The organism is Candidatus Phytoplasma meliae, assembly GCF_016876135.2.
Window position 1 is genome coordinate 23,286 of sequence record NZ_JACAOD020000007.1, and the last position, 23,536, is coordinate 46,821.

At 28.2% G+C, this 23,536-nt stretch carries 17 protein-coding genes; 2 read left to right on the forward strand and 15 right to left on the reverse strand.

Going from position 1 to position 23,536, the window contains the following annotated elements; translation table 11 throughout:
• Positions 1-112: 112 nt before the first annotated feature.
• From CHTY_RS01920 to CHTY_RS01955, 8 genes are all read right to left on the reverse strand, one after another.
• The gene (locus CHTY_RS01920) at positions 113-1,882 is read right to left on the reverse strand and encodes an ABC transporter ATP-binding protein (protein WP_203552239.1); all 1,770 of its coding nucleotides are present in this window, start codon (positions 1,880-1,882) and stop codon (positions 113-115) included.
• Positions 1,879-3,618 (reverse strand): ABC transporter ATP-binding protein, encoded by a 1,740-nt coding sequence (locus CHTY_RS01925; RefSeq protein WP_203552240.1) that lies wholly within the window; start codon positions 3,616-3,618, stop codon positions 1,879-1,881. Before CHTY_RS01925 ends, CHTY_RS01920 begins: the two co-directional genes overlap by 4 nt.
• A 215-nt stretch (positions 3,619-3,833) precedes the next feature.
• A complete protein-coding gene (gene mscL / locus CHTY_RS01930; protein WP_246454069.1) occupies positions 3,834-4,400 on the reverse strand; it encodes a large conductance mechanosensitive channel protein MscL in 567 nt (188 codons plus the stop codon).
• Positions 4,401-4,675: 275 nt separating this feature from the next.
• Complete coding sequence (nrdF, locus tag CHTY_RS01935) at positions 4,676-5,716, reverse strand: class 1b ribonucleoside-diphosphate reductase subunit beta (protein WP_203552241.1); 1,041 nt, start codon at positions 5,714-5,716, stop codon at positions 4,676-4,678.
• A 232-nt stretch (positions 5,717-5,948) separates the two neighbouring features.
• Positions 5,949-8,516, reverse strand: coding sequence for a class 1b ribonucleoside-diphosphate reductase subunit alpha (gene nrdE, locus CHTY_RS01940; protein WP_203552242.1), 2,568 nt, complete (start codon positions 8,514-8,516; stop codon positions 5,949-5,951).
• Positions 8,517-8,916: 400 nt separating this feature from the next.
• Entirely contained in the window at positions 8,917-9,216 is a 300-nt protein-coding gene (locus tag CHTY_RS01945; RefSeq protein ID WP_203552243.1) for a helix-turn-helix transcriptional regulator, read from the reverse strand.
• A 56-nt stretch (positions 9,217-9,272) separates the two neighbouring features.
• A complete protein-coding gene (locus tag CHTY_RS01950; protein ID WP_203552244.1) occupies positions 9,273-9,803 on the reverse strand; it encodes a hypothetical protein in 531 nt (176 codons plus the stop codon).
• 297 nt (positions 9,804-10,100) lie between these two features.
• Positions 10,101-10,514, reverse strand: a complete 414-nt coding sequence (locus CHTY_RS01955; RefSeq protein WP_203552245.1) for an Hsp20/alpha crystallin family protein — start codon at positions 10,512-10,514, stop codon at positions 10,101-10,103.
• A gap of 489 nt (positions 10,515-11,003) precedes the next feature.
• Here CHTY_RS01955 and CHTY_RS01960 point away from each other — a divergent pair, with 489 nt between their 5' ends.
• The gene (locus CHTY_RS01960; protein WP_210634606.1) at positions 11,004-13,898 is read left to right on the forward strand and encodes a S1 family peptidase; all 2,895 of its coding nucleotides are present in this window, start codon (positions 11,004-11,006) and stop codon (positions 13,896-13,898) included.
• Positions 13,899-13,930: 32 nt separating this feature from the next.
• On the opposite strand, the gene CHTY_RS01965 is transcribed toward CHTY_RS01960, so the two are convergent.
• From CHTY_RS01965 to yihA, 5 genes are all read right to left on the reverse strand, one after another.
• A complete protein-coding gene (locus tag CHTY_RS01965) occupies positions 13,931-14,734 on the reverse strand; it encodes an energy-coupling factor transporter transmembrane component T family protein (RefSeq protein ID WP_203552247.1) in 804 nt (267 codons plus the stop codon).
• Positions 14,735-14,737: 3 nt separating this feature from the next.
• Entirely contained in the window at positions 14,738-16,477 is a 1,740-nt protein-coding gene (locus CHTY_RS01970; RefSeq protein WP_203552248.1) for an energy-coupling factor transporter ATPase, read from the reverse strand.
• Between the two features lie 79 nt (positions 16,478-16,556).
• Positions 16,557-17,120 carry an ECF-type riboflavin transporter substrate-binding protein gene (locus CHTY_RS01975; protein WP_203552249.1) on the reverse strand — a complete coding sequence of 188 codons (564 nt, stop codon included), beginning with the start codon at positions 17,118-17,120 and terminating at the stop codon, positions 16,557-16,559.
• Between the two features lie 74 nt (positions 17,121-17,194).
• Positions 17,195-19,819, reverse strand: coding sequence for a valine--tRNA ligase (locus tag CHTY_RS01980; protein ID WP_203552250.1), 2,625 nt, complete (start codon positions 19,817-19,819; stop codon positions 17,195-17,197).
• Positions 19,820-19,958: 139 nt separating this feature from the next.
• Complete coding sequence (yihA, locus tag CHTY_RS01985) at positions 19,959-20,537, reverse strand: ribosome biogenesis GTP-binding protein YihA/YsxC (RefSeq protein WP_203552251.1); 579 nt, start codon at positions 20,535-20,537, stop codon at positions 19,959-19,961.
• A 329-nt stretch (positions 20,538-20,866) separates the two neighbouring features.
• Here yihA and holA point away from each other — a divergent pair, with 329 nt between their 5' ends.
• A complete protein-coding gene (gene holA / locus CHTY_RS01990) occupies positions 20,867-21,838 on the forward strand; it encodes a DNA polymerase III subunit delta (protein ID WP_203552252.1) in 972 nt (323 codons plus the stop codon).
• Between the two features lie 10 nt (positions 21,839-21,848).
• Here the strand turns inward: holA and CHTY_RS01995 are convergent, their stop codons facing one another.
• Positions 21,849-22,436, reverse strand: coding sequence for an L-threonylcarbamoyladenylate synthase (locus CHTY_RS01995; protein WP_203552253.1), 588 nt, complete (start codon positions 22,434-22,436; stop codon positions 21,849-21,851).
• Complete coding sequence (prfA, locus tag CHTY_RS02000; protein WP_203552254.1) at positions 22,429-23,493, reverse strand: peptide chain release factor 1; 1,065 nt, start codon at positions 23,491-23,493, stop codon at positions 22,429-22,431. Before prfA ends, CHTY_RS01995 begins: the two co-directional genes overlap by 8 nt.
• Between the last annotated feature and the right edge of the window lie 43 nt (positions 23,494-23,536).

The window sequence follows — 23,536 nt, forward strand, 5'->3', positions numbered from 1 at the left end:
AGATTATGCGTTTGTTTGTTTGGTGTGTTTATATAAAATTTAAAAGACCCTTTTGATAAGGGTCTCTTTTTTATTTATATTTTGGATATCTTGGTTGAATTGTGAAAACAGTTTATTTTTGAAATTGGCTTTGATAAAGTTTATAATAAAAACCTTTATTAGCTAAAAGTTGTTGGTGTGTCCCTTGTTCGATAATGGCGCCACGGTTTAATACTAAAATTTTATCAGCATTGATAATAGTTGATAATCGATGAGCAATAACAAAAGCTGTTTTATTTTGAATCAATTTATTAATAGCTTTTTGTAATAAAATTTCAATACGAGTGTCAACACTAGAAGTAGCTTCATCTAAAATTAAAATTTTAGGATTGCTTAAAACAGTTCTTGCAATAGTAATGAGTTGTTTTTCTCCTTGTGATAAATTATCGGCGTCTTCGTTGATTACCATTTGGTATTCGCCAGGTTTATTTTTAATAAAATAATTAACTTGGGCTTTTTCAGCAGCTTTCAAAACTTCTTCATCGCTTGCTTGCTGATTGCCGTATTTAATATTTTTCCAAATAGTATCTTTAAAAAACCAAGTTTCTTGTAGGACCATGCCAAAGATACTTCTTAAATTATCTTTTTTTAATTTACGGATATCGAAGCCATCAACTTGAATAGAACCGAAGTTGACATCATAAAACCTCATTAAAAGATTGATTAAAGTTGATTTCCCAGAGCCAGTAGGTCCTACAATAGCAATAGTTTGTCCCTTTTTGGCAGTAAAATTAATATTTCTTAAAAGCATATCTTTATTATTGTAACTAAAAGATACATTTTCAAAAATAACTTGTCCTTCTGGTTGAGTTAAAACTAAGGGATTAGTTACTTCAGGAGCTTCTTCGATTTCATTTAAGAAAGAAAAAACTCTTTTAGAAGCAGCATTAGCAGATTGAATCAGAACTGACATATGTCCTAATTCAATAATGGGGTTCCCTAAGCGCCATACAAATTGTAGGAAAGTTCTAAATAATCCAATTTCGATTACCTTCAATCCTAAATTCATTAAGAAATTAGGTGTTTGGGGTTGGATTAGAAAATATCCAGTGATACTTACCGCAACTAAAGTTAAATAAGTAAATAAACTAACTATAGGACCTGATAATCCAGATAAAAAATTGGATTTAAAAATTAATTGTTGTAAACGAGTGTTGTGTTCCTTGAATTCCTTGATTGTTTCTTTTTGTTGGTTGTAAAGAATAATCTCTTTATATCCAGTGTATTTTTCTTGTAAAAATCCATTATAATTACCTGTTGATTCAAATCTTTGAATAAATATTTTTTGTGAATTTTTAAAAATGCAATAAGTACTGTAAAAAGATAAAGGAATCATAATAAAAACTATGCATGCTAAAAACCAATGTAAGGCAAACATAAAACTAATAATCATAAAGATTAATAAAAAAGCGGAAATCATAATTGAAAATGATTGTTGCAAACAGTTAGAAATAACTTCAATATCATTAGTTATGCGGCTCATAATGTTTCCTAAAGTATTTTGATCAAAATATTTAATGGGTAAATTATGAATTTTTCTTTGGACGTCTTGTCTTAAAGCACGCATACTTTGGTGAATAGATTGGATTAACAATTTATTAAAAATTAAACGACAGATAACTATAAATAAATAAAGTAATAAATTTAAAATTAAAACTCGAAGGATATATGTGGTAAAATTGTTGATTTTAGGTGATTGTATTTGATTTTTGATACTATCAGTAATAAATTTGCCTTCGAAAAAAGGAATAAAACAACTCATAGTAGTAACTATTAAAATAAGGGAAATACTGATGATAATTTTGGCTTTAAAAGGTTTTAGGTATTTTAAAATGTATTTCATAAGGACACCTCTAAATTTTGCGATTTGGCAATTTCTTGATATAAAAGGCAATTTTTAATTAATTCTTCATGTGTGCCTATCGCAACGATGCATCCTTCATCTAAAACAACGATTTTATCAGCGGTTAAAACAGAAGTAAGTCTTTGAGCTACAATCAAAATTAAAGCTTTTTGCTTCATTTCTAAAAAAGCCTTTCTAATTTCATATTCTGTTTGATAATCTAAGGCTGAGAAAGAATCATCAAAAATATAAATATCTGGTTTTTTAATAAAACCACGAGCCATAGAAAGTCTTTGTTTTTGACCGCCAGAAAAATTAGCACCAAATTCGCTGACTCTATCTTGTAATTTATGGCTTTTATTTTGAATAATATTTTGGGCTTGAGCTAACCTTAAGGCCTCTAACATTTGTTCTTTTTGGGGATCGTTTTTGCCGAATGCTAAGTTACTCCTAATGGTTCCTTTGAATAAAACATTTTTTTGGGAAATAAAACTAATTTTGTTTCTTAAATAAGCCAGGTCATATTCTTTGATATTAATATCATTAATTTTAATCACTCCTTGGTTGACATCATAAAAACGAGGGATTAACCCGATTAAAGTGGATTTCCCTGCCCCTGTTGCTCCGACAAAAGCAATTACTTCTCCTTGATTAAGGGTGAAATTAATATTTGTTAAGGTTGGTTTGGAGGTGTTGGGATAAGAAAAAGTTACATTTTCAAAAGATAATTTGTGAAATGGTATTTGTGGTTGTAAGGGGGAAATGGTGTTTTTGATGGTGGGAGTCATGCTTAGTAGCTGCTCAATTCTTTTGATGGAAACCAAAGTTTTGGGGAACATCATAAAAAGAAGTAAAAAATCTAAAATAGAAAATAAGACATGGAATTGATAATCAATACAAGATAATAATCGACCGATAGTAAAATTAGGAAATAAGTTACGGTAATTTGAGTCAGTGAGTATAATAGCTCCAATCCCAAAATTAATTAAAATGGAGAAATTAAGGAAAAAATAAAAAATAGGGTCAATTGATACCATAAAACTAAATAATTTAATAGAAAAGCGACTATATTTTTTATTTACTTTGGCAAAACGTTGAGTTTCATAATTACTTTGTCTAAAAGCGCGAATGGATTTGATCCCAATTAAGTTTTCTCGGGTAATAACGTTTAGATTATCTAATTTTTTTTGTTGTTCTTGAGAAAGGCGATAGCATTTTTTAATAATGATGATTAATACTAAAATTAAAAAAGGGAAAATAAAAAGGATTCCTAAAATTAAGAAAGAGGCGACATAACAAATAGCAATGACGCTAATAATTAACATAATTGGTGAAACAACTGCAGTACGATAAAAGACAGAAATAAAATTCATAATTTGAGAAACACCAGAAGTAGTACGGCTTAAGAGTGAAGTAATTCCTAATTGTTGTATTTCTGCAGGGGAAAAGGTTTGAACTTTTTTAAAGATATCCCCGCTTAAATCGCGAAATAAGAGGGATGAAACTCGGGAAGAACAATAGTTAAGAATTAAATTACCAACAAAACCACAGCAAGCAAATAAAATTAAAATTAGTAATAAATGTAAAGGATCTAATTTATTGTTAGCGTAATCTACAATATATTTACCAATAACAAAAGGAATCCCTAATTCGCCAAAACATACGAATAATACAGCGATTAAATTTAAAAATAATAAAGCTTTATATTTTATTAAATATTTCCAAATGATTTTCATAAGCTTAAATTTATAATTCCTTTGTCTGATAAATTTTTAAAAGATATTTTTATTTTTCTCACTTCTGCTTATTTTGTTTACATTTACTTTTTACTTTTTATTAAAAAGAGATGAAAAATTACGCAAAAACGAGAAATAAAAAAATTTTAATTGAAAAAAGATGAAATGTGAATATGAGAGGATATCATAATTGCTTTAATTTACAATAAAAAAGACTATTTATTGAATAGTCCCTTTGATGATGTTTGTTGACTGTGATTCTTTTTTGTTTTTTTGTTATTGCTTGGTTGTTGGTTACTAGGGGGGTGTTGTAATATTTCTTTAATTTCTTTTAATAAGGCAACTTCTTGTTTTAAACTTTTTAAAATAGTGGCTGTTTCATTTTTGCTTGTATCTGGAGTTTTTTTGGCTGTATGGATAAAAATAGTTAAAATACTATAAATAACAAATGAAAGCATGATGAATTCTAAAACATTTTGTAAGAAATTGCCATAATTAAGATAAACATCGCCTTTGATTTTAAACCTTAAGTCTTTTAAAGCAGAGGTATAACCAAATAATAAAGAAAAAGGAGGCATAATGACATCGGCTACCAAAGAACTTACTATTTTAGCAAATAGTTGCCCAATGACAACAGCAACTGCTAAATTTATGACATTACCGCGAGTAATAAAATTTTTAAAACCTTTGGTGAATTTTAAAGATTTTTCGGCTAAGTTATGAGTATCGATTAAAATAAAAAAACTCCTTTGATATTTTATATAAAAATTACATATTTTCAAAATATGGTATAAGTTGCGAAATGATTTAGCTAGAACGAAAAATAAAAGAGCAAGAACAAGAAATGAATAAAATTATGATTAAAGAGCAAATGAGCCAATTAATCAATTGAGGAATTGTTTTTGAGAGTAAAATAAATTTTAACTCTTTTATTATAACATTTTTTAATGTGAAAAAATTATGTTTTATTAGAAATTAGGAATATTAAAGAATATTAAAAGAAAAAAGGAAATTGTCATTATGACAAATCCCTTGATGGCTTATTTTGTTTATTTTTTTAACAATTATCAAAATAAAAATCTTCATCTTTTAAAGCTTCAGAACGCATTTTTTGATAACCATTCCCTTTCATGGAAAAATTATCCATGGTTTTAGTTTCGGTATTAAGACCATTAATGATCACAGGATTAACATTTTCAGGAGGGAAATAAGGATCAAAACCTAAGTTCATTAAAGCTTTGTTGCCATTATAACGGACAAATTTATTAACATCATCTTCTAAGTTTAATTGATGATAAATTGTTTTAACTAATAAAAGTTGTTCTTGATATAAAGTTTGCATCATTTTATCAAGCCATTTTTTTAAAGCTTGCTGTGTTGGGATATCAAAAAGACGATATAATTCTATTGCTAAACGTCCGACATAAACACCATGAATGCTTTCATCTCTGATAATTAAATTAATAATTTCTCCTGCTTGCATCAATTGTCCTTGACCATAAAAATATAAAGGATAATAAAAACCGCTATAAAATAACCAAGTTTCTAAAAAAACAGATATTGCCATAGCTTGCCATTGTTTTTTTTGGAATTCAAGTTGATTAAATTGTGGGGCTTTTATTTTTTTAAGATAAATATGTTCTTCTAGGATTTCATAAACTTGAATAATTTGTTTTATAATATTTTGTAAATTAATTTGTTGTTTTCCCCATGAAAAAAGTTGATTAATTTCTTGATTGCTTAAAAAACTCATAAAAATATTAGAATAGCTTTTAGCATGAACAGCATTTTCCATGGCTCCCATAAAATTAAGGGTAGCTTTTTTTTGGTGTTCTTTTTCATCCAAAGAGCGAGCAATGACAGGCATTCCTAAATCTCCTTGGTAAGTATCTAAAAAAGTCAATACTAAAAGATTACGGTTGTATACAGTTTTTTCTTCAGGGGTTAGATGATTCCAACAAGCAAGGTCTCCTTGTAAACTAATATCTTCGGGGCGCCAAAATTGGCTTAAATTTTGTTCATAAAAAAAATGTGTGTATGGATCTTCTAATTGATTCCAATTAGCTCCTTGGTATGTTTTTGGTAAAAATTTTAGCATTTGAACTCCTTTATGGTGATGATGTTTGATTTTATTAGCTTATCTTTTGTTTTTAGAAGAGTTATGTTCTTGTTTCTTTTTGGCTTTTTTTAGCTTTTGCATATTTTTTCATATTTAGGATAAATGGGTAATGGGCGAGAAAGCGATGATAAATAAAAGAGATAAGAGAGTGATAAAAAAAGACTATCTAATGAAGATAGCCTTGTTGGGCGAAAGAGAAAAATTCATGAGATTAAATGCCACAAGCTTCACATTCATCAATTTTTAATTTTTGGGTGCGGGTGTAATAAAGGGTGTTAATCCCTTTATGGTGAGCATAAAGATAATATCTTTGTAATTCTCTAGTAGTAATATCAGAAGTAATTCCTAATTCAAAGGAAATGCCTTGATCGATGTGTTTTTGGGCAGTTGCAATGACATCAATCAAATCATATTTATTCATCTTATAAGCTGTTGTATACATAAAAGCAGCTTCTTTTAAACCAGGCATCGGGCAATAAGTTTTAGAATTACCGTAAGTGCGTTCTTCAACTAATTGTTTAATTGGGGTTAGGGAAGGAGTAGCACCCATAATGTAACCGATAGAACCATTAGGAGCAACAGCTAAACGATGTGAATTGTAAAGTCCAAATTGTTGAATGTCTTGCTTTAATTGTTGCCAATCGTTTTGGGTTGGTAGGTCGATGTTTGAAAAGATTTGTTTTACTTTAGGCGTTTTTGGTAGAATTTCGCCACGATTGTTAAAATAAGAGCCATCGGCGTATTTTGATTTTTCAAAGCGATAAAACTTTTGTCCTGTTTGACGGGCTTTTTGGCAAGAGTGTAGGAGACTATAGTAATTAACAGCATTGAAAAAAACATCAATTAAATCTTTATTTTCAGGGCTGCCAAAAGTAATATAATTTTGTGCTAAAAAGCCGTGATGTCCCATGATGCCAAAACCGACACTACGATTAAGGCGGTTTGCTTTTGCAACAGCGGGTACATAATTGATGTTGGTGTTATTAGCAACATTATTCATCACTTCCATAGCCATAAAGACAGTTTCTGCAATGGTGTTGTTTTTAATCATATTACCCATATGACCTGATGCTAAATTACATGAAATATCAAGTCCAATTTGGTCTTGAGAAGTTTGATGATAAGAAGCGTAGTGGGAGGTAATGGTTGGTTGTAGGATTTCGGTGCAAAGGTTAGAAAATTTAACTTGTAAATCAAGGGGATTTTTTTGGTTAACGTTGTCACAAAACATTAAATAAGGATAACCTGATTCTCCTTGCATATGAGCGATTAGTTCTAATAATTTACGGGGGTTAATGGCTTTTTTACAAACTTTAGGGTTATTGACTAAAATATTGTACCAATGATCCATGTTGCAAGCAATATCAGCAAAATTTTGGCCGTATTCTAAAAAGACAGTGTGAGGATAAAAGGTATACATAGTTTGATTAAGGCGTGCTAATTCAATCATTTTATTAGGAATAACAACTCCTAAAGATAAAGTTTTAACACGGACATCTTCGTCAGCGCTTAGTTTTTTAGTGTTTAAAAAATCTTCGATGTCGGCGTGAAAAACATTTAAATAAACCGCTCCTGCACCTGTTCGTTGTCCCATTTGGTCAGCATAACGGAAACTATGGTCTAATAATTTACAAACACCGACTACTCCTTTGCAAACTCCTTTGATTCCTTTAATAGTTTCTCCTTTAGCGCGCAAGTTAGTGATGTTAATAGAGACGCCCCCTCCAATTTTAGAAAGTTGCATTGAAAATTCATTAATGCGGGCGATATCATTTAAAGAATCTCCTGCTTCTAATAAAAAGCAAGAAACAAATTCACCACGATGTTTTTTGCTGGTATTTAATAAAGTAGGAGTTGCAGGAGTAAAATCTTGATTAATTAAAGAAGTAATCATTCTTTGAGCAATTCCAAAATTTCCTTGAGAATGATAAAGAGCATTGACAGCTAAACGGTCTTCATAAGTTTCTAAATAATATTGCTTATCTCTTGTTTTTAAAGCATAATCGCGATAAAACTTAAAAGCTCCCATGAAAGTAGAAAAACGAAATTTTTTACGATAAGCTATTTGATAAATAGTTTTAATTTGGCTATCAGTATATTTAGTTAAAAAATCACTTTCATAATATTCGTTAGTTTGCAAAAAAGTTAGTTTTTCTTTTAAAGTAGGGAAACGCTTTAATTTAGGTTTTATTTCTTCTAAGATAAAACTGGTTAGGGCTTCTTGATCTTTTTGTAAATCTTTAATATGACCATTTTCGTCAATAATTTGATTGTTGAGGATAATCCAAGGGGGTAGAGTTTTTGGAATATGGGGGTTATTCACTTTCTTTTCTATTAAAGGAGATGCCTGATAGGTGTTTTGAGAGGGTAAAGATGGTAGTTTTTTTTGATTGCTATATGCTAAGAGCCATTTTTTTAAAAAAGCTTTTTCTTCTTGTAAGCCAGAGCCTTCAAATTTTAAGACTAAAGGAATATTATAGGTAGTTGCTATAATATCACCAGCTTTGCCATAATTAGAACCCCAATTTTTATTGCCAGAAACTGCCACTCCAATAACTAAAGAGATGTTTTTATCTAAAAAGTTTTTGGTTTCTTTTGACACTTCACCAAATTTAACACTACGAGTTAATAAAAAAAGCTTTTCACAAGAACTATCATCTTTGTTATAATCATTGACATGTTTGACATTAGCGTCTAAGCTTTGAGCCATTTCATAAACTTGACCTTTGAATAAACCATCATAAACTACTTTAATCTTTTGTTGTGTAGCTACAGACATAAATTTCTCCTTTTTTTAGAATCCATATTATTATTATATCAATTTATATTAATAATTTTTTGATATAACGCACTTAGACCAAAAAGTTGGACTTGTTTAGGTCGAATTGTGAATATCAAAGTTCGTGGCAGACGACGTAACTTGATGTTATTCCAATAATACAGTTTAACGACATGTTCTGGTCGAATTGCGGATTAATTAATCTTTCCAGTCATGATGATATTTCCATTCTTTAAGAATAAGAATGTTGTTATATTCGTCGTTTTCGAGTTTTTTGATAGAGTGGAACGATTTTGTTTGATATCATCTTTTTTTGAAATATTGGTTATTTAGATTGTTTATAACCATAAAGTCGTTTTGATGGATATTTCACTTAGTTACCCCCCCTTTTTTTTAGTTTTCAGTTTTCTTTTGTTGGGGGTTGGGAGATTTTTGATGTTAAGTGTTGGATTGAATGAGAATTTTTTAATTTTCTAAGGATGATGGTTTTTTGGTTTTTGATTGTTTGGATTGATAAGTTTAGTTTTTTTGCAATTTGTTGGTCGGTTAGGGTCGATGGCATAAATTCATATGAGAATTCTCTGGAACCAATTTCATTGTTTAAGTTGAAACCAAATGACAAGATGGCAATTTGTTTTTCTGTTGGTGTGAGCATTTTATTAATTATTGCAATAGTTTTTTCGTGTTGTGATTGCTTCATAAGGTGTTGGTGGGGGTTTTTGAATGGGTTATTTTTTTCTACTTTTGCGGCTTCTGTTATTGGTTCACCAAATGGTTCTTGATTGAATTTTTCAAATTTTGGTGAAGTGAATTTGTTTTTGAATTTTTTTTTTGGTCTTTGTAGTCGTTTTCTTCCTTTTTGTTGACAGTTTCTTGGTGAGATTTATTACCATTGAGGTTTTGGTGGTTTTTGTTCAAAGATTTTTGGACATGATTTGATATATATGATGGGAGTTTGACTTTTTTAGGATGTTTTAGGTTGTAGTTGTTGAGTGCTTCTGTTGCAAAAAGATGGCATTCTTGTAATTGGTCATAATAAGTAACAAATCTCAGTTTATATTTAAATTTTTTAAGAATTTTTTTGTAGATTGATTCATATGATAAGATTATGGCATCTTTTAAGAATTGATTTTTTTCGTTGTTGTCATAAAAAATCAAAGCTTTTTGTTGAAGTTTTTCTAATTCTTTAAAATTATGATTATTTTTTAGGGATTTAATTTCTTTGATTAGATTATAGATTTCTATTTTTTTATATTTTCGGATTAATTCCACTTCTTCGTTTTGCAAAATTAAAAATTCGTTTTGTTCTTGGTTGGTTAAGGGTGTTTTTTTTAATAAAGTGATTATTAATTGATAATTTTGGCCAATTTGAGATATTATCTTTTTTATTAAAAACTCCTTTTTTTGATTTTTGGGTAAATAAAAAAACCATCATAAATGATGGTTTTTATTAGATATTTAGTTGGAGTTCAATGTTTTGGTCTAGGTGCGCGCAGTAGCCTTTTAATTTTTGTGCTTGTATTATGATTAAATTAAAATATTACTAAAACAAATAAATAAGATAATTGACCTATAAATGATATTTTATTTTAACTCTAAATAACGTTTTTCTGAATGATTAATTGTTTTTTTCGGAATAATTAATTTTAATAATCCTGCTTCCAAGCTTCCTTGAACATCTTCTAAAACAAAATCTTGATCTAAATAAAAACTACGTTTAAAAACCCCTTGAAATCTTTCTTTTCTAATGAAATTTGGTTCTTGTTCGACATTTTCTTGTGAATTCTTAGCTTCAATAGTTAAATAACCATTTTCTAAAGTCACTTTAACATCTTCTTTTTTAAATCCTGGTAATTCCATAGTTATAAGATATTGTTTATTTTTCTCTTCAATATCTGTTTTCATAATATTATTCATTCTATTAAAAGGATTAATTTTGATATCATCAAATGCATTTTCAAATAAATCTTGATTGTGTTTAATTAAATTAAATAACATTGTTTATCGCTCCTTTTTATTATTTTTATTTTTTGATATAAAGCAAAAAACTTAAAAAACGATTTTTTTAAATTCAACATAAAGTTAATAAACTTAAAAGTTTTGTCCTTCCGTTTACATGCATAAAATTTACATGCATGAAAAGAGCTTAAATATAAATGCTTAATACTTTATTCTTTTAAGTTCATTTTTATTCTAACAAAAAAAATTGGCACTGTCAATATATAAGTGCTATTTTTTTAAGATCGGCAAGCATCATTTTAAGGTACAATATTATTGTAAAAAATATTAAACTAAAACAGCAAGGCAAATATAGATTAATGTTTTAAATATATAAACAATATAAACATTTGATAACAAATCAAATTAATCTTAATCTGCATTAAAACTACATAAAAAAATAAGCGAGTATAAACAAAATTGAAAAAAATTAATTATTATAAGAAATTGATACTTTTTTTTAGTATATCCATTATTTTTGGTATAGGTTTGATTCAAATAATCAGATATCCTAAAAACATCTATTATAAAAATAACTTAATTTCTGCCAACAATCAATGGCAATCGCTAGCTAAAACAGATAGAAAACTAATAACTCAAGAAATAAATACAAAAAACCAACACTTAGAAACATTAAAAAATGAATTAAAAAGCGATTTGCAAAAAAAAGAAAACATAAAATCAAATCAAATCCGTCAAAATAAAAATAAATTATGTCAAATTAAAACATCAAACCAAAACCAAGCATTAGGCATTATAATATTTGCTGATAATAATAAATATTGGATAATTACCCCTAAAAATGAAAAAATACCTAAAAATCAAATTCAAATCAAATTCAACAACACTTACGAAATAGGACAAAAGAGAGAAAAAAACAAAGATCTGCCACAAGAATTCAACAAATTATCCCAAGATTTTGACATTATTAATTTTTCATCTAAAAACGAGTATCCTATAATTATTTTAGATAGCCAAAAAGGTAATCAAAAATACTATCAAGGACAAATGCTACATTCTTTTGTTATAAGTCCTTCTGGAATAATAGCCTTTCAAGAAAGTTTTATTAGCGAAAACATTACTTTAACAAATCAAAATATATCAACAAATGTGCAAATACCTATTTCTAGTCGTAATGATTCAACCAATCCACAAACTGTCTTTTTCACTGAAAACGGCAATTTATTAGGATTTTTAACCAATGCTAAAAATAAAAATGAAAAAGGGATTAAATATTTAAAAGTTATTTTGCCAATCTCCTTCAACAATGCAACTATTCCCAAAACAACACCACAGGAGGAAACACAAAACCAACCAGAATCATCTCACATCAAAACTTTACTTTCTGAATTAAATACCATTACTTTGTTTATTAATACAGGATATAGCTTGGGAACTGGTATAATCGTTAAACAAGAAAAAATACCAAATCAAGAAAAAATAAAATATTACACTTTAACTAATCGTCATGTAATTGAAAGTTTTTACGACGCGCAGAAACGGAATAATCTAAATACATCAAAATCAATTTATGTCGAAAACGAAACTATAGGAAACATCCCGGCTGAATTATATGCTTTTATTGGAAATCAGCGCGAATATGATGATATAGCTATTATCACTTTTACCCTCAATCAAGGGGAAAAAACTGAAATAATCAATGCAAATATAAAAAAACATGTTGCTTTTGATGAACAAAATTTAAAACAAGAAATTAATATTGAACAAGGAGAAACCATTTATGCATTGGGTTGCCAAAAAGGTTTACAAACACAAATACAACCATTTTCTTTCTTAGACTTGTTTTTTCAACTCAAACAACAAGATCAAATACAATATAAAAAAAATTTATTTAAACAAGGTATTATTTCTTATTTAAACGAAAAAGAAATTAATTTAGATATCACTTTAGATGCTGGAAATAGTGGCGGCCCTCTTTTTAATGCATCAGGGAAACTCATAGGAATTAACAAAAGTTATTATAAATATTTACGAATTTCACAATCAATTAACATTAATCACGTAAAGCAACTATTTTATCATTTATTAAAATTAAAACAAAGTAATTACAACGAAACGAAATTTCAATTACCTGAAGATATTCCGCAAAAAATCAAACAATTACAAGAACAATTCCCCACAAAAACACAAATCATTTTAAAAGATTTATTTAAATATTTACAAAATCAACCCGAACATAAAATAATTTGTAAGTCTCCCAATGGTGCTAACCAAATTTTAACAATCAATTTACACGGTTCCGAATCGTTACAAATTGTCAATTGCGATTTCAACACATATCATAAATTAGAACTCACCGTTAAGGAGGATCTTCGATGGCAAACATTCCTTTTGACCTTTCAATTATTCCACAATCAAGAAACGACAAAGCCAGCTTATCAAGAAACAATTTCTATATATCCACAAGATATTGAAAAATTATTTTTAACATTTGAAACCAAAGAACTTTCTTATGAATCGTTGTTAACCAAAGAACAAACGAATTTAAAAGAGAAAATAGCTTTAATCTCTCAAGAAGAAAACGAAAAAGACCCAAGAGAAAAACACCAAAATCAAGAAGAATTTATTAAAAAAGAAATATTACAAACTGTAGTTTTGTGTCAAAACATTGATAACCAGAAAGATTCTAATTTAGGCATAATCATTAACAAAAAACAATTAGATAATGAAACTCCTAATTTTTTGTATACAGTTATTTTCAAACCAAACAACAATAATCAAATAACAGATGCTATCTATAATACTTTTAACAACAAAGTCAAAATCACTATTCAAACACCTTATGGTTTACAAGATGAAGAAGGACAATATCAAAATATAGCAACTTTTTTTAATCCTTTTGTTTACATCAATTTTACATCTGATAAAGAATATCTGGTTACTAATTTAGCATCAAATAATCCTATATTAGGAGAAACTATATATTTAATTAGTGATTGCAATGATATTTCTAAAAAAGCTTTAGCACCACATCTTTTTCATAGTCATTTAGCTAACGACATTTGCCACCAAAGCCAAGAAATTATGGTAGATACTACTTTTTTAACAGGATGTTTGCAAGAAGAAGTGTCTTCCACAAATTCTTATTATAACAATTGGTTTCTTTTCAATTCCCAAGGAAATTTAGTAAATATGTGTTCTAAACAAGATATTATTGATTATTCTATTCCCGAATTTCCTTTTATTATTTTCCCTAAATTAAATATCGCTTTTAATAAATTATTACAAATTAATTTCGTCCAACTTTATATTTTTATTATTTGGTCTTTATTATCTATTGCTATTTTTCTAATCATTACTTATTTTAATAACCCAAAAAATAAATATTACTGTTTACAACAACAATTAACACTTTATAATTAAAAAAGCACCCTTCTATCAAAAAGAAGGGTGCTTTAATTAAAAGGATAATAAAACCTCTTAAAACGATATAATAAATAAATACTTAATAATAATAATATCAATCCTAAAAAAAGAGTACATAAATCTAAAAAACTAAATTTTTTATAATAATACCAAGTTCTTTTTGGATTTTGTCCAAAACGTCTTAATTGCATAGCATTAGTAATAATATCTATTTTTTCTAAATTCCAAAAAATCAAAGAAATAATAGTAAATGTGATTTTTTGCATCTTATTAGAAATTCTTTTTAAACCACGCGCTTGTTGCATTAAATTCATATTTTGATAATCCTTTTGAATTCCAGGAATATAGCGAATTGTTAAAGCCAAAGCATAACTAGTTTTGTAATTAATACCCCATTGATTTAGACTAGCAGCTAATTCACTAGGATTAGTAGTTAAAATAAATACCAAAAACAAAGGGATAATACAACAGTATTTTAAAAATAAATTAAGATGATAAAACAACTGAGCACGAGTAATAAACCAAAACAGAGGAGAAGCAGAATCCTGATACACCACAGCTCCATATTTATGAAAAAACAATAAAATCATCAAATTATTAAGACACAAAAAAAATAAAATTCCCTTAACTACTCCTGCTATTTGATACCACTTAATTTGAGAAAAATACAATAAAAGCAAAGATAAAATAGCAATGCCTAACAAAAACCAAATATGATAAACAAGCATAGAAGCAATTGATATTAAAATAACAAATACTAATTTAGTAGCTCCTTGAATTTGATAAATAAAATTATTTTGCGGGCGATATTCTAAAATGTGATTTTGATACATCAGTTAACCAAGCTCCTTATTTAAAGTAGCTATTTTTTGAAGCAAACTCACTTTATCGCCAATACCTATCGATAATTTTTGCAAAAGGGTTGTCATAGTCATAGGTTTTATGCCTGCCTTTTTCATTAAAACATCATTATGGAAAATAGATATAGGAGTGTTATTGGCAATAATAGTTCCTTCAGATAAAAGCCATGTTTTGTGAGTATATGTTAATGCCAACGAAAGATCATTTGTAATAATGACAATAGTAGTTCCTGTTTGATTTAGTTTTTCTAAAAATAACATTAATTTAGTATAATGGTAAAAATCTTGACCCACTGTTGGCTCATCTAAAATAATAATTTGCGGTTGCAACACCAAAATCGCAGCAATAGTTAATCTTTTTTTTTGTCCAAAACTAAGAGAATTGATCAAATCATTAGATAAAGGGGTTAAATCACAAATATTTAAAACAAATTGAACTCGCTTTTGAATTTCTTGGTGTGTCAATTTTTGAGCAAGCAAACCTAAAGCTACCTCTTCAAAAACAGTTTTTTGTGAAATCATATGATAAGGATTTTGAGAGACAAAGCCAATTTTAGTAACTTTTTGATACCACGGTATTTTGCATAAATGTTCACCCTGCCATGTAATTTCTCCTTTTGAAGGAATTAAAAGACCTGCCATAATTTTTGCCAAAATACTTTTGCCACAGCCATTTGCTCCAAGAATGCTAATCATTTCACCTGCATGTAAAGTTAAAGAAATATCATTTAAAATATTTGAATTTTCCTGTGGTTGTATTTGTGCATTTTCGTATGAAACATTTACAAGTTGCAATAAAGGTTTTAAACTATAAGGGGTTGAGGATTGTGATATTGGAACAGCTCTTGGCATCTTGTCAAGAAAAATCATAAATTCTTGCGCCAAATCAGCCACTTGCATTTTATCCAAATTTAGCAAATTATTAATTTTAGTTAAATTAATCTCAGTATACCTTAAAAGATTAAGATAAGTTGGTTCTTGAACTCCTTGTTGCAATAAAATTTTAGCTTGAATAATTTGATTACTTGACATGTCAGCAATAATTTGACCATCATTAAAAGCTATAACGCGGTCAAAAGAATCATCTAACACATGTTCTAAACAATGTTCTACCATCAAAATAGTATTTTGATTTTCATCATGAATTTGCTTAATTAAGGTAGTTATTTGATTTTGCATCAAAGAATCAAGATTTGATAAAGCTTCATCAAATAATAAAATAGCAGGATTATAAATCAAAACTCCAGCCATAGCCACTAATTGTTTGGCGCCTTCTGATAAATATTGAAGTTTTTTATCTAAAACATCTTTTAAATGTAATTTTTCTGACCATTGATTTACTTGTTGCTGCATTTGAGTAACAGTAACACAATCATTTTCTAAAGCAAAAGCCATATCTTCTGCCACTGTTAACCCCACAAATTGATTATCAGTATCTTGCATAATAGTCCCAACATCAGAAGATAAATCAAAAATGCTAGTTTGAGCCAAAGATTTGCCTTTAATCATCGCACTACCTGTTATTTGACCAGGATAACTATAAGGAACTAACCCATTAATACATTTAAGAAAGGTTGATTTACCGCTGCCATTTTTACCAATAATCAAAATTTTTTCCCCTTGATAAATTGTAATATTAAGGTTTTTTAAGGTATCTTTTTTTTGGTTATAATATCTGAAACTAAAATCTTTAAAAATAATTAATGGTTTTTTCATAAAATCCTCTTTTAGTAATGGGGCGGCAATAGTACAAAATAATTAAAAAAAGGGATATTTACTCTGGATGCGCAAGAAACTATATTGTTATTGGATTGCAAGAAATTTGCAAAACAAAATGAGTGTAGTGGCGATTATAACGCAACATCAAAGGAATCCCTATAAAACTACAGGCAATAATATTAGTGATAACTATTAAAAAACCTTGACAAAAAACTAATTGCCAAGGTTGATGATAAATCCATAAATCAGATACAGGAGCAAGAAAGCCCCAAACTAATAAATTTACCAAAACTTGATAAAACCAAAATCCTACTATTTTTTTTTTATTCAAAGATTGATATTTAAGATTAATGATTTTTTGTAACAAGCCATAAAGAAAACCAATGACGCCAGAACAAATAATCCAATTCCAAAACACATTGCCAAAAACAATAAAATCTTTAATAGTGTGTCCGATAATTCCTACATAAAACCCCACAAAAGGTCCAAATAATACAGCAACAAAAGCCAAAAAAGGAGAAGCTGTTTCAATATTAACATTAGGAGCAATAGGAATTGAGGCTAAACAACTTAAAATAACAAAAATAGCAGCATTAATGGCAATAGTAACAGTTTTTTTAATAGCATTATCTTGTTTCATATAATTTTTTCTTTTCTATCGATTTCAAATAACAATACGTGCTCCTAAAGAGAAAGATCACAAGGGGATTGAGGTTATGAACATTTATCAGTGTGACTTGCTAATAATTTATCATATTGCATACGATAAGTATGATATTTCTTTTTTTCAATTGCAATTTTTTGAGGAGAGGCTTTGCTCAAAAATAATGGATTATTTAAAATTTTTTCACTTCTAGCAAGTTCTTCTAAAAGCATCCTTTTTTGTTTTAAAAAACTATTTTGTACTTTAATTTGATTAAAACATTGAAATGCCGCTTGATCAATATAAAGATTAATTTTTTTTCCTAAAAATAAAAGTGTTTTCTGGGAATCTGCTACTTTTTGAGTAATGGTAAGGGTATTAGCATGTAATAAAGTTTGTAAAGGTTTGGTTAAAGGGAGCAAATCTTGTTGAAGTGCGCTTGTTGTTTCTAAGGTAATATTTAAAAAAATATCATTTTCAATATTGTATTCATTTCTAAAATGTCTCATTTTAACAACTAATTGCTTTAAATCTTCAAAATCACTTAAAGCTTGAGGATTGTGATATGACATGGGTGATAATAAAGTTTGGGTGATGTTAATAGTGGTATCAAAAAAAGAATAAAGAGCGTCCGTTACAAAAGGAATAAAAGGATGTAGCAATTGTAAAATATTTTTAATAAGGGAAGTTAAAAAATTAGAAGTATTTTGGTTATTGGAGGAATTATGTTTATTTAAATCATGTTTAGCAAAAACTAAATACCAATTAGCAAAATCTTCCCAAATAAAGTGATATAAAAGTTTTCCAATTTCTTTTAATTCATATTTTTGATATAAATTAGTAATTGCTTGTGTTGTTGCATGCAATTGATGCAAAAGAGCTTTTTGAGGCAAAGATAATTGTTTAATATCAAATTCTACAGCAATTGTAGTTGTCTTAATATTTAATTTAATAAAACGACAAATATTCCACAATTTATTAATAAAATTCCAAGCAGCTTTAACTTTATTTTCATCATAAAGCAAATCATATCCAGGAGCAACATTAGTAGTTAAAAACCAACGCAAAGCATCGGCGCCATATTGATCGATTACATCCAAAGGATCAACGCCATTGCCTTTAGATTTAGACATTTTTTGACCTTGACTATCTCTTACTAAACCGTGTAACAAAACATCTTTAAAAGGGTCTCTCCCTGTTAATAAAATGCTTTGAAATACCATTTTAGAAACCCAAAACGTTAAAATATCATATCCTGTCACTAAAACATCAACAGGAAAACGTTTTTGAAAAACCAAAGAAGTTTCATCAGGCCATCCCAAAACGTTAAAAGGCCATAAAGCAGATGAAAACCATGTATCCAAAACATCATGATCCAAAGTCCAACCTTTACCAGGAGAATGAAGTTGCACTTTAATTTCTTTCCCTTTGTGCCAAGCAGGAATTTGATGACCCCACCATAATTGACGCGAAATACACCAATCTTCAATATTTTCTAACCAACGATTAAAAACATAATGAAAACGTTGAGGATAAAAATTAATTTTATTAGCTTGTAAGGCTTGTTGAGCAATATCTTTGGTTTTTAAAAACCACTGCAAAGAAAGTCTCGGTTCAATCACAGCTCCTGAAATACTTGAATATCCAACTTGATGGACATGATTGATAATTTTAGTAATTACTTGTTTTTGTTGTAAATCTTGAATTAATTTTTGACGACAATCAAAACGATTTAAACCTTGATATTGACTGGCTAATTGATTCATGATCCCATCTTCATGCATACATAAAACAGCTTTTAATTGATGTCTTTGCGCCACTTCAAAATCATTAAGATCATGACCTGGAGTAACTTTAACCACTCCTGTTCCAAACTGAGGATCAACATGAGAATCACTGATAACAGGAATTAAAATATTAGTTCCAGGAATAATAGCTTGACGCCCAATAAAACTTTGATAACGCAAATCATCAGGATGAACCATCAAAGCTTGATCAGCAAACATAGTTTCAGGACGAGTAGTAGCAATTTCTAAAAAAAGATTATTTGCTTCCAAACAAGGACTATCATTTTTAGGATGACTGGATAAATAATATTTAATATAATATAATTTTCCTTGTGTTTCTTGATAATTAACTTCTACATTAGACAACGCTGTTTTGGTTTCAGGATCCCAATTAATAATTTTATAATCACGATAAATCAGTTTTTTTTGATACAAAGTAATAAAAACATTTTGTACTGTTTGACTCAATTTATTATCAAGAGTAAATTGCTCCCAATTATAATCTAAATGTAATCCTAAAGCTCGCCACTGCTTGCGAATATTAGTAGCATATTGGTCTTTCCATTGCCAAGCATATTTTAAAAAAACATCTTTATCCAAAGATGAAGTTAAAAGTCCTTTTTTCTTTAATTGCTCTTTCACCTTATTTTGAGTAGCAATTCCTGCATGATCCATTCCTGGTAAAAAAAGAACATCAAAACCTTGCATCTTTTTAAAACGAACAATAATATCTTGAATAGTATTATTCCAAGCATGTCCTAAATGTAATTTACCAGTAATATTAGGAGGAGGAATGACCACAGTAAAGGTTTTTTTATTGGCACTATTACTGGCAATAAAAAAACCTTTTTGTAACCAATTTTGGTATCTTTGGTGTTCAACTTCTTTAAAATCATATTTATTTTTCATAAATAATTTTTCCTTTTGTTAATTTATGGCTTGTTCTTGTTCTTGTGTCTTGGAACAAGATGGTTTTACTCTGACTCAATTAAAGTGATTTATTGTTACCCTTTTCAAAACCGCCAACTTAACGCTGGAATCGACATAATTATTGCTGCGTTAAGTGTGCTAAAAATGCTTTCAATTCTTCAAATCCTTCTAATTTAGTTGATGAAATCAAAAAAAAATGTTGAATATGATTAAAATGACTAATTAATATTTTTAAGCGTTGTTGTTGTAAGTTTTTTTTAACTTGATCTTTTTTCACAAAGATAACGATTACCTGAAATCCAGCTTGAAGCAAAGCTTGATGAATTTGATCATCTTGCAAAGTAGGGCCTATTTTAAAATCAATTAATTGTAAAATAGCTTTTAAATGACTAGTGTTTTCCAAAAAAGATATAATCATAGGCAATAATTGTTGTTTAATTGTTTTATTTTTTTGAGCATAACCATAACCAGGAGTATCTATTAAATAAAAATTATGATTAAGCAAATAATAATTCAAAGTGACTGTTTTACCTGGAGTACGAGAAGTTTTAGCAAGTTTTTTTCTTTGAGTTAAAGTGTTAATAAAAGTACTTTTACCAACATTGCTACGTCCCATTAACATAATTTCAGGATATTTTTCTAAAGGGGCGTCTTTAAAATTAGTAATACTGCGCAAAAAAATAGCATTTTTAATCATATTTAATATTTCCTTTATCACAATTCTTGACAACATATTGTTATTTATTTAAGGAGGGTTAATTGAAATATTACCAAACTAGTAGTTAAAATCTTTAATTTAGTTAATTTAACAAATATCATTATAACAAAATTATGATTCATGATTAATTTTTTATTTTTGAAGTAATTTAGTTTTTACAATAATCTTCTTTGATAAAACGTAGTTTTTTGATAGAATCTTTAATAGATCAATTATAAATTCTTAGAACTAGCATAAATGTAAAAAATATAGCATCCTTAAACAAATTAAAAACTGAAGAAGCAAAAAAGCAAAAGTGAGATCTTAACATGTCAAATAAATACATATATTTAATTATAGGACAACAAAAGTTTTTTCTTGAAAATAAAATGAAAGCATTGATAAACCATTATCAAAAACAATTAAAAGATGTTATTTGTTATCAAGCCCAAGACATTTTTCAAGGAGTTTTAGAACAAGAATTACAAGCCACTTCTTTCATTCAAAAAGATTCCCATAAAATCATTATTATAAAGCAAAGCGAAATTTTATTACAAGCCAAAAAAGAAGAAATAGCTTTTTTAACATCTTATTTGAAAAAACCTCATCCAACCATTTCTTTATATTTCTTAGCAGAAAAAAAAAATTATAATGAATCAACTTACACAATATTTCAAAAACATTGTTTTTGCGAAACGTTACCCTTTTTAGAAAAAAAAGATTTTTATAATTACGTTAATAATATCTTTGAACAAGATGGTTTTCGAATTGAAGCTCAAGGCATTCAAATGTTATTACAACAAACTGATTATAATCTTTATTTTTTAGATCAAGAAATTAAGAAATTAAAATTATGTCAATTTGATCAAAAAACCATAACTTGTCAATTAGTCAATCAATTAACTATTTTTCATAAAGAAGCCCATATTTTTAAATTAATTAATCTTTTTATCAATCGTCACACAATAGAAACTTATCAAATGTATCAAAAATTAAAAAAACAAAAAATTAATCCATTCCAAGTGATCTATCAAATGACCAATAAAATTAAAGATTTATTGTTAATTAAAGAAATGGCGCCTAATGCACAGCATCCTGAAACAATATCGCAAATATTAAAATGCTCTACTAATAAAGCGTTTTTTTTATTAAAAGAAGCGCAAACCATTACAAATATGACATATTTAAAAAAATGTTTATTAGCTTTAATCAAATTAGAAGAACAAGTTAAATCAGGATTAATTAACCTTAATACCGGTTTGGAATTATTTTTATTAGCTCAAAATAACATTTTTGAATAAAATATGGATATCATGGTTGCTTTAATATGTGTTTGATGATGGATGAATCAAGAGGCCCTTCTCTTAAAATAGTATTTTTAGCATCGGTTAATTGTACAATAGTGGAAGATATTTGCGCCATAGGATAATGATTGGGATAAACAAAAGCTACTTTTTGGCGATAAATTTGACATATTTGATGATAATCATTTAAAGGTGGTTGTTTACTTTCATTGACAGAAGTAGTTTTTAAAGGGCCGTATTTTTGTAAAAGTTCTAAAGCTAAAGGATGATTAGGAATTCTTACTCCTAAACTCATTGCTTGAGTTTTTTGAAAATAAGCAGGAGTTGTTTTCATAATCAAAGTTAAAGGGCCCGGCCAAAAACGAGCAACCAATTGTAAACTTACTGATGAAAATTCAACCAAAGATTGAGCTTGTTTTAAAGAAGCACATAATACTAAAATATCTTTATTAATAGGTCTTTTTTTAAGTTGATAAATTTGTTCAAGTCCAATTTGGTCATATAATAAAGTTCCCATCCCATAAACTGTATCCGTTGGAAAAATAATAATATTGGGTTTGTCATTGGCATAGGGGAACTGAGGAATTTTATTCATTATTAGCCAACTTTTCTTTTTGCATTGCATCAATTAAAGGTTCAACAAGAAAATCTAATTTCCCTTCCATAATGATATCTAGTTTTGACAAAGTTAATCCAATTCTATGATCTGTCACGCGATTTTGCGGATAATTATAAGTTCTAATTTTTTCACTTCTTTCGCCGGTTCCTACTAAACTTTTACGATATTGATTTTGCGCTTCTTGTTGAGCGATTAACATTTGATTATAAATTCTTGCTTTCAGCAAAGTAAAGGCTTTTTCTTTATTTTCGTGTTGACTTTTTCCTTCTTGACAAGCAACACTAATTCCTGAAGGAATATGCGACAATCTAACTGCTGATTTAGTAGTGTTTACTGATTGTCCACCAGGACCACTGGAATTAAAAGTATCTGTTCTAATGTCGTTCCAATCTACTTTAATTGCTAATTCTTCTGCTTCAGGAATGACTAAAACAATTGCAGTAGAAGTGTGAATTCGACCTTGTACTTCAGTTTCAGGAACCCGTTGCACCCGATGAACTCCTGATTCATACTTTAAAAAAGAATAAATATTTTGACCTGAAATCAATAATTCTACCGAAGATAAGCCACCTTTAATACTAGGATTTAAATTAAGAATTTCAACTTTCCATTTTTTACTTTCAGCATATTTCATATAAGTTCTTAATAAATCGGCTGCAAAAAGATTAGCTTCGTTCCCTCCTACAGCTCCTTTAATTTCTAAAATAACATTTTTTTTATCATGAGGATCTTGAGGCAACAATAAAATTCGTAATTGTGATAAAATATGTTCTTTTTGTTCCACAAGATCATTTTTTTCTTGTTGTGCCACCAATAACAATTCTTGATCTTGATTTTGATTTTCTTGAAAAAGAATATCTATTTGTTCTAATTGTTCTTCCAAAGCTAAATATTTTTGATAAAGTTCCACTGTTGGAGTTATTTTGCTTAAATTTTTTAAAATTTCAATTTTATCAGATATATTTTGTGATTGCAGCAAAAGTTTTTGCCAATCTTCATATTTTTGATACATTATTTTTAATCTTGAAAGCATATGTACCTCTTTTTGTTTTTCCAAAATTTCATTATTTAATTTC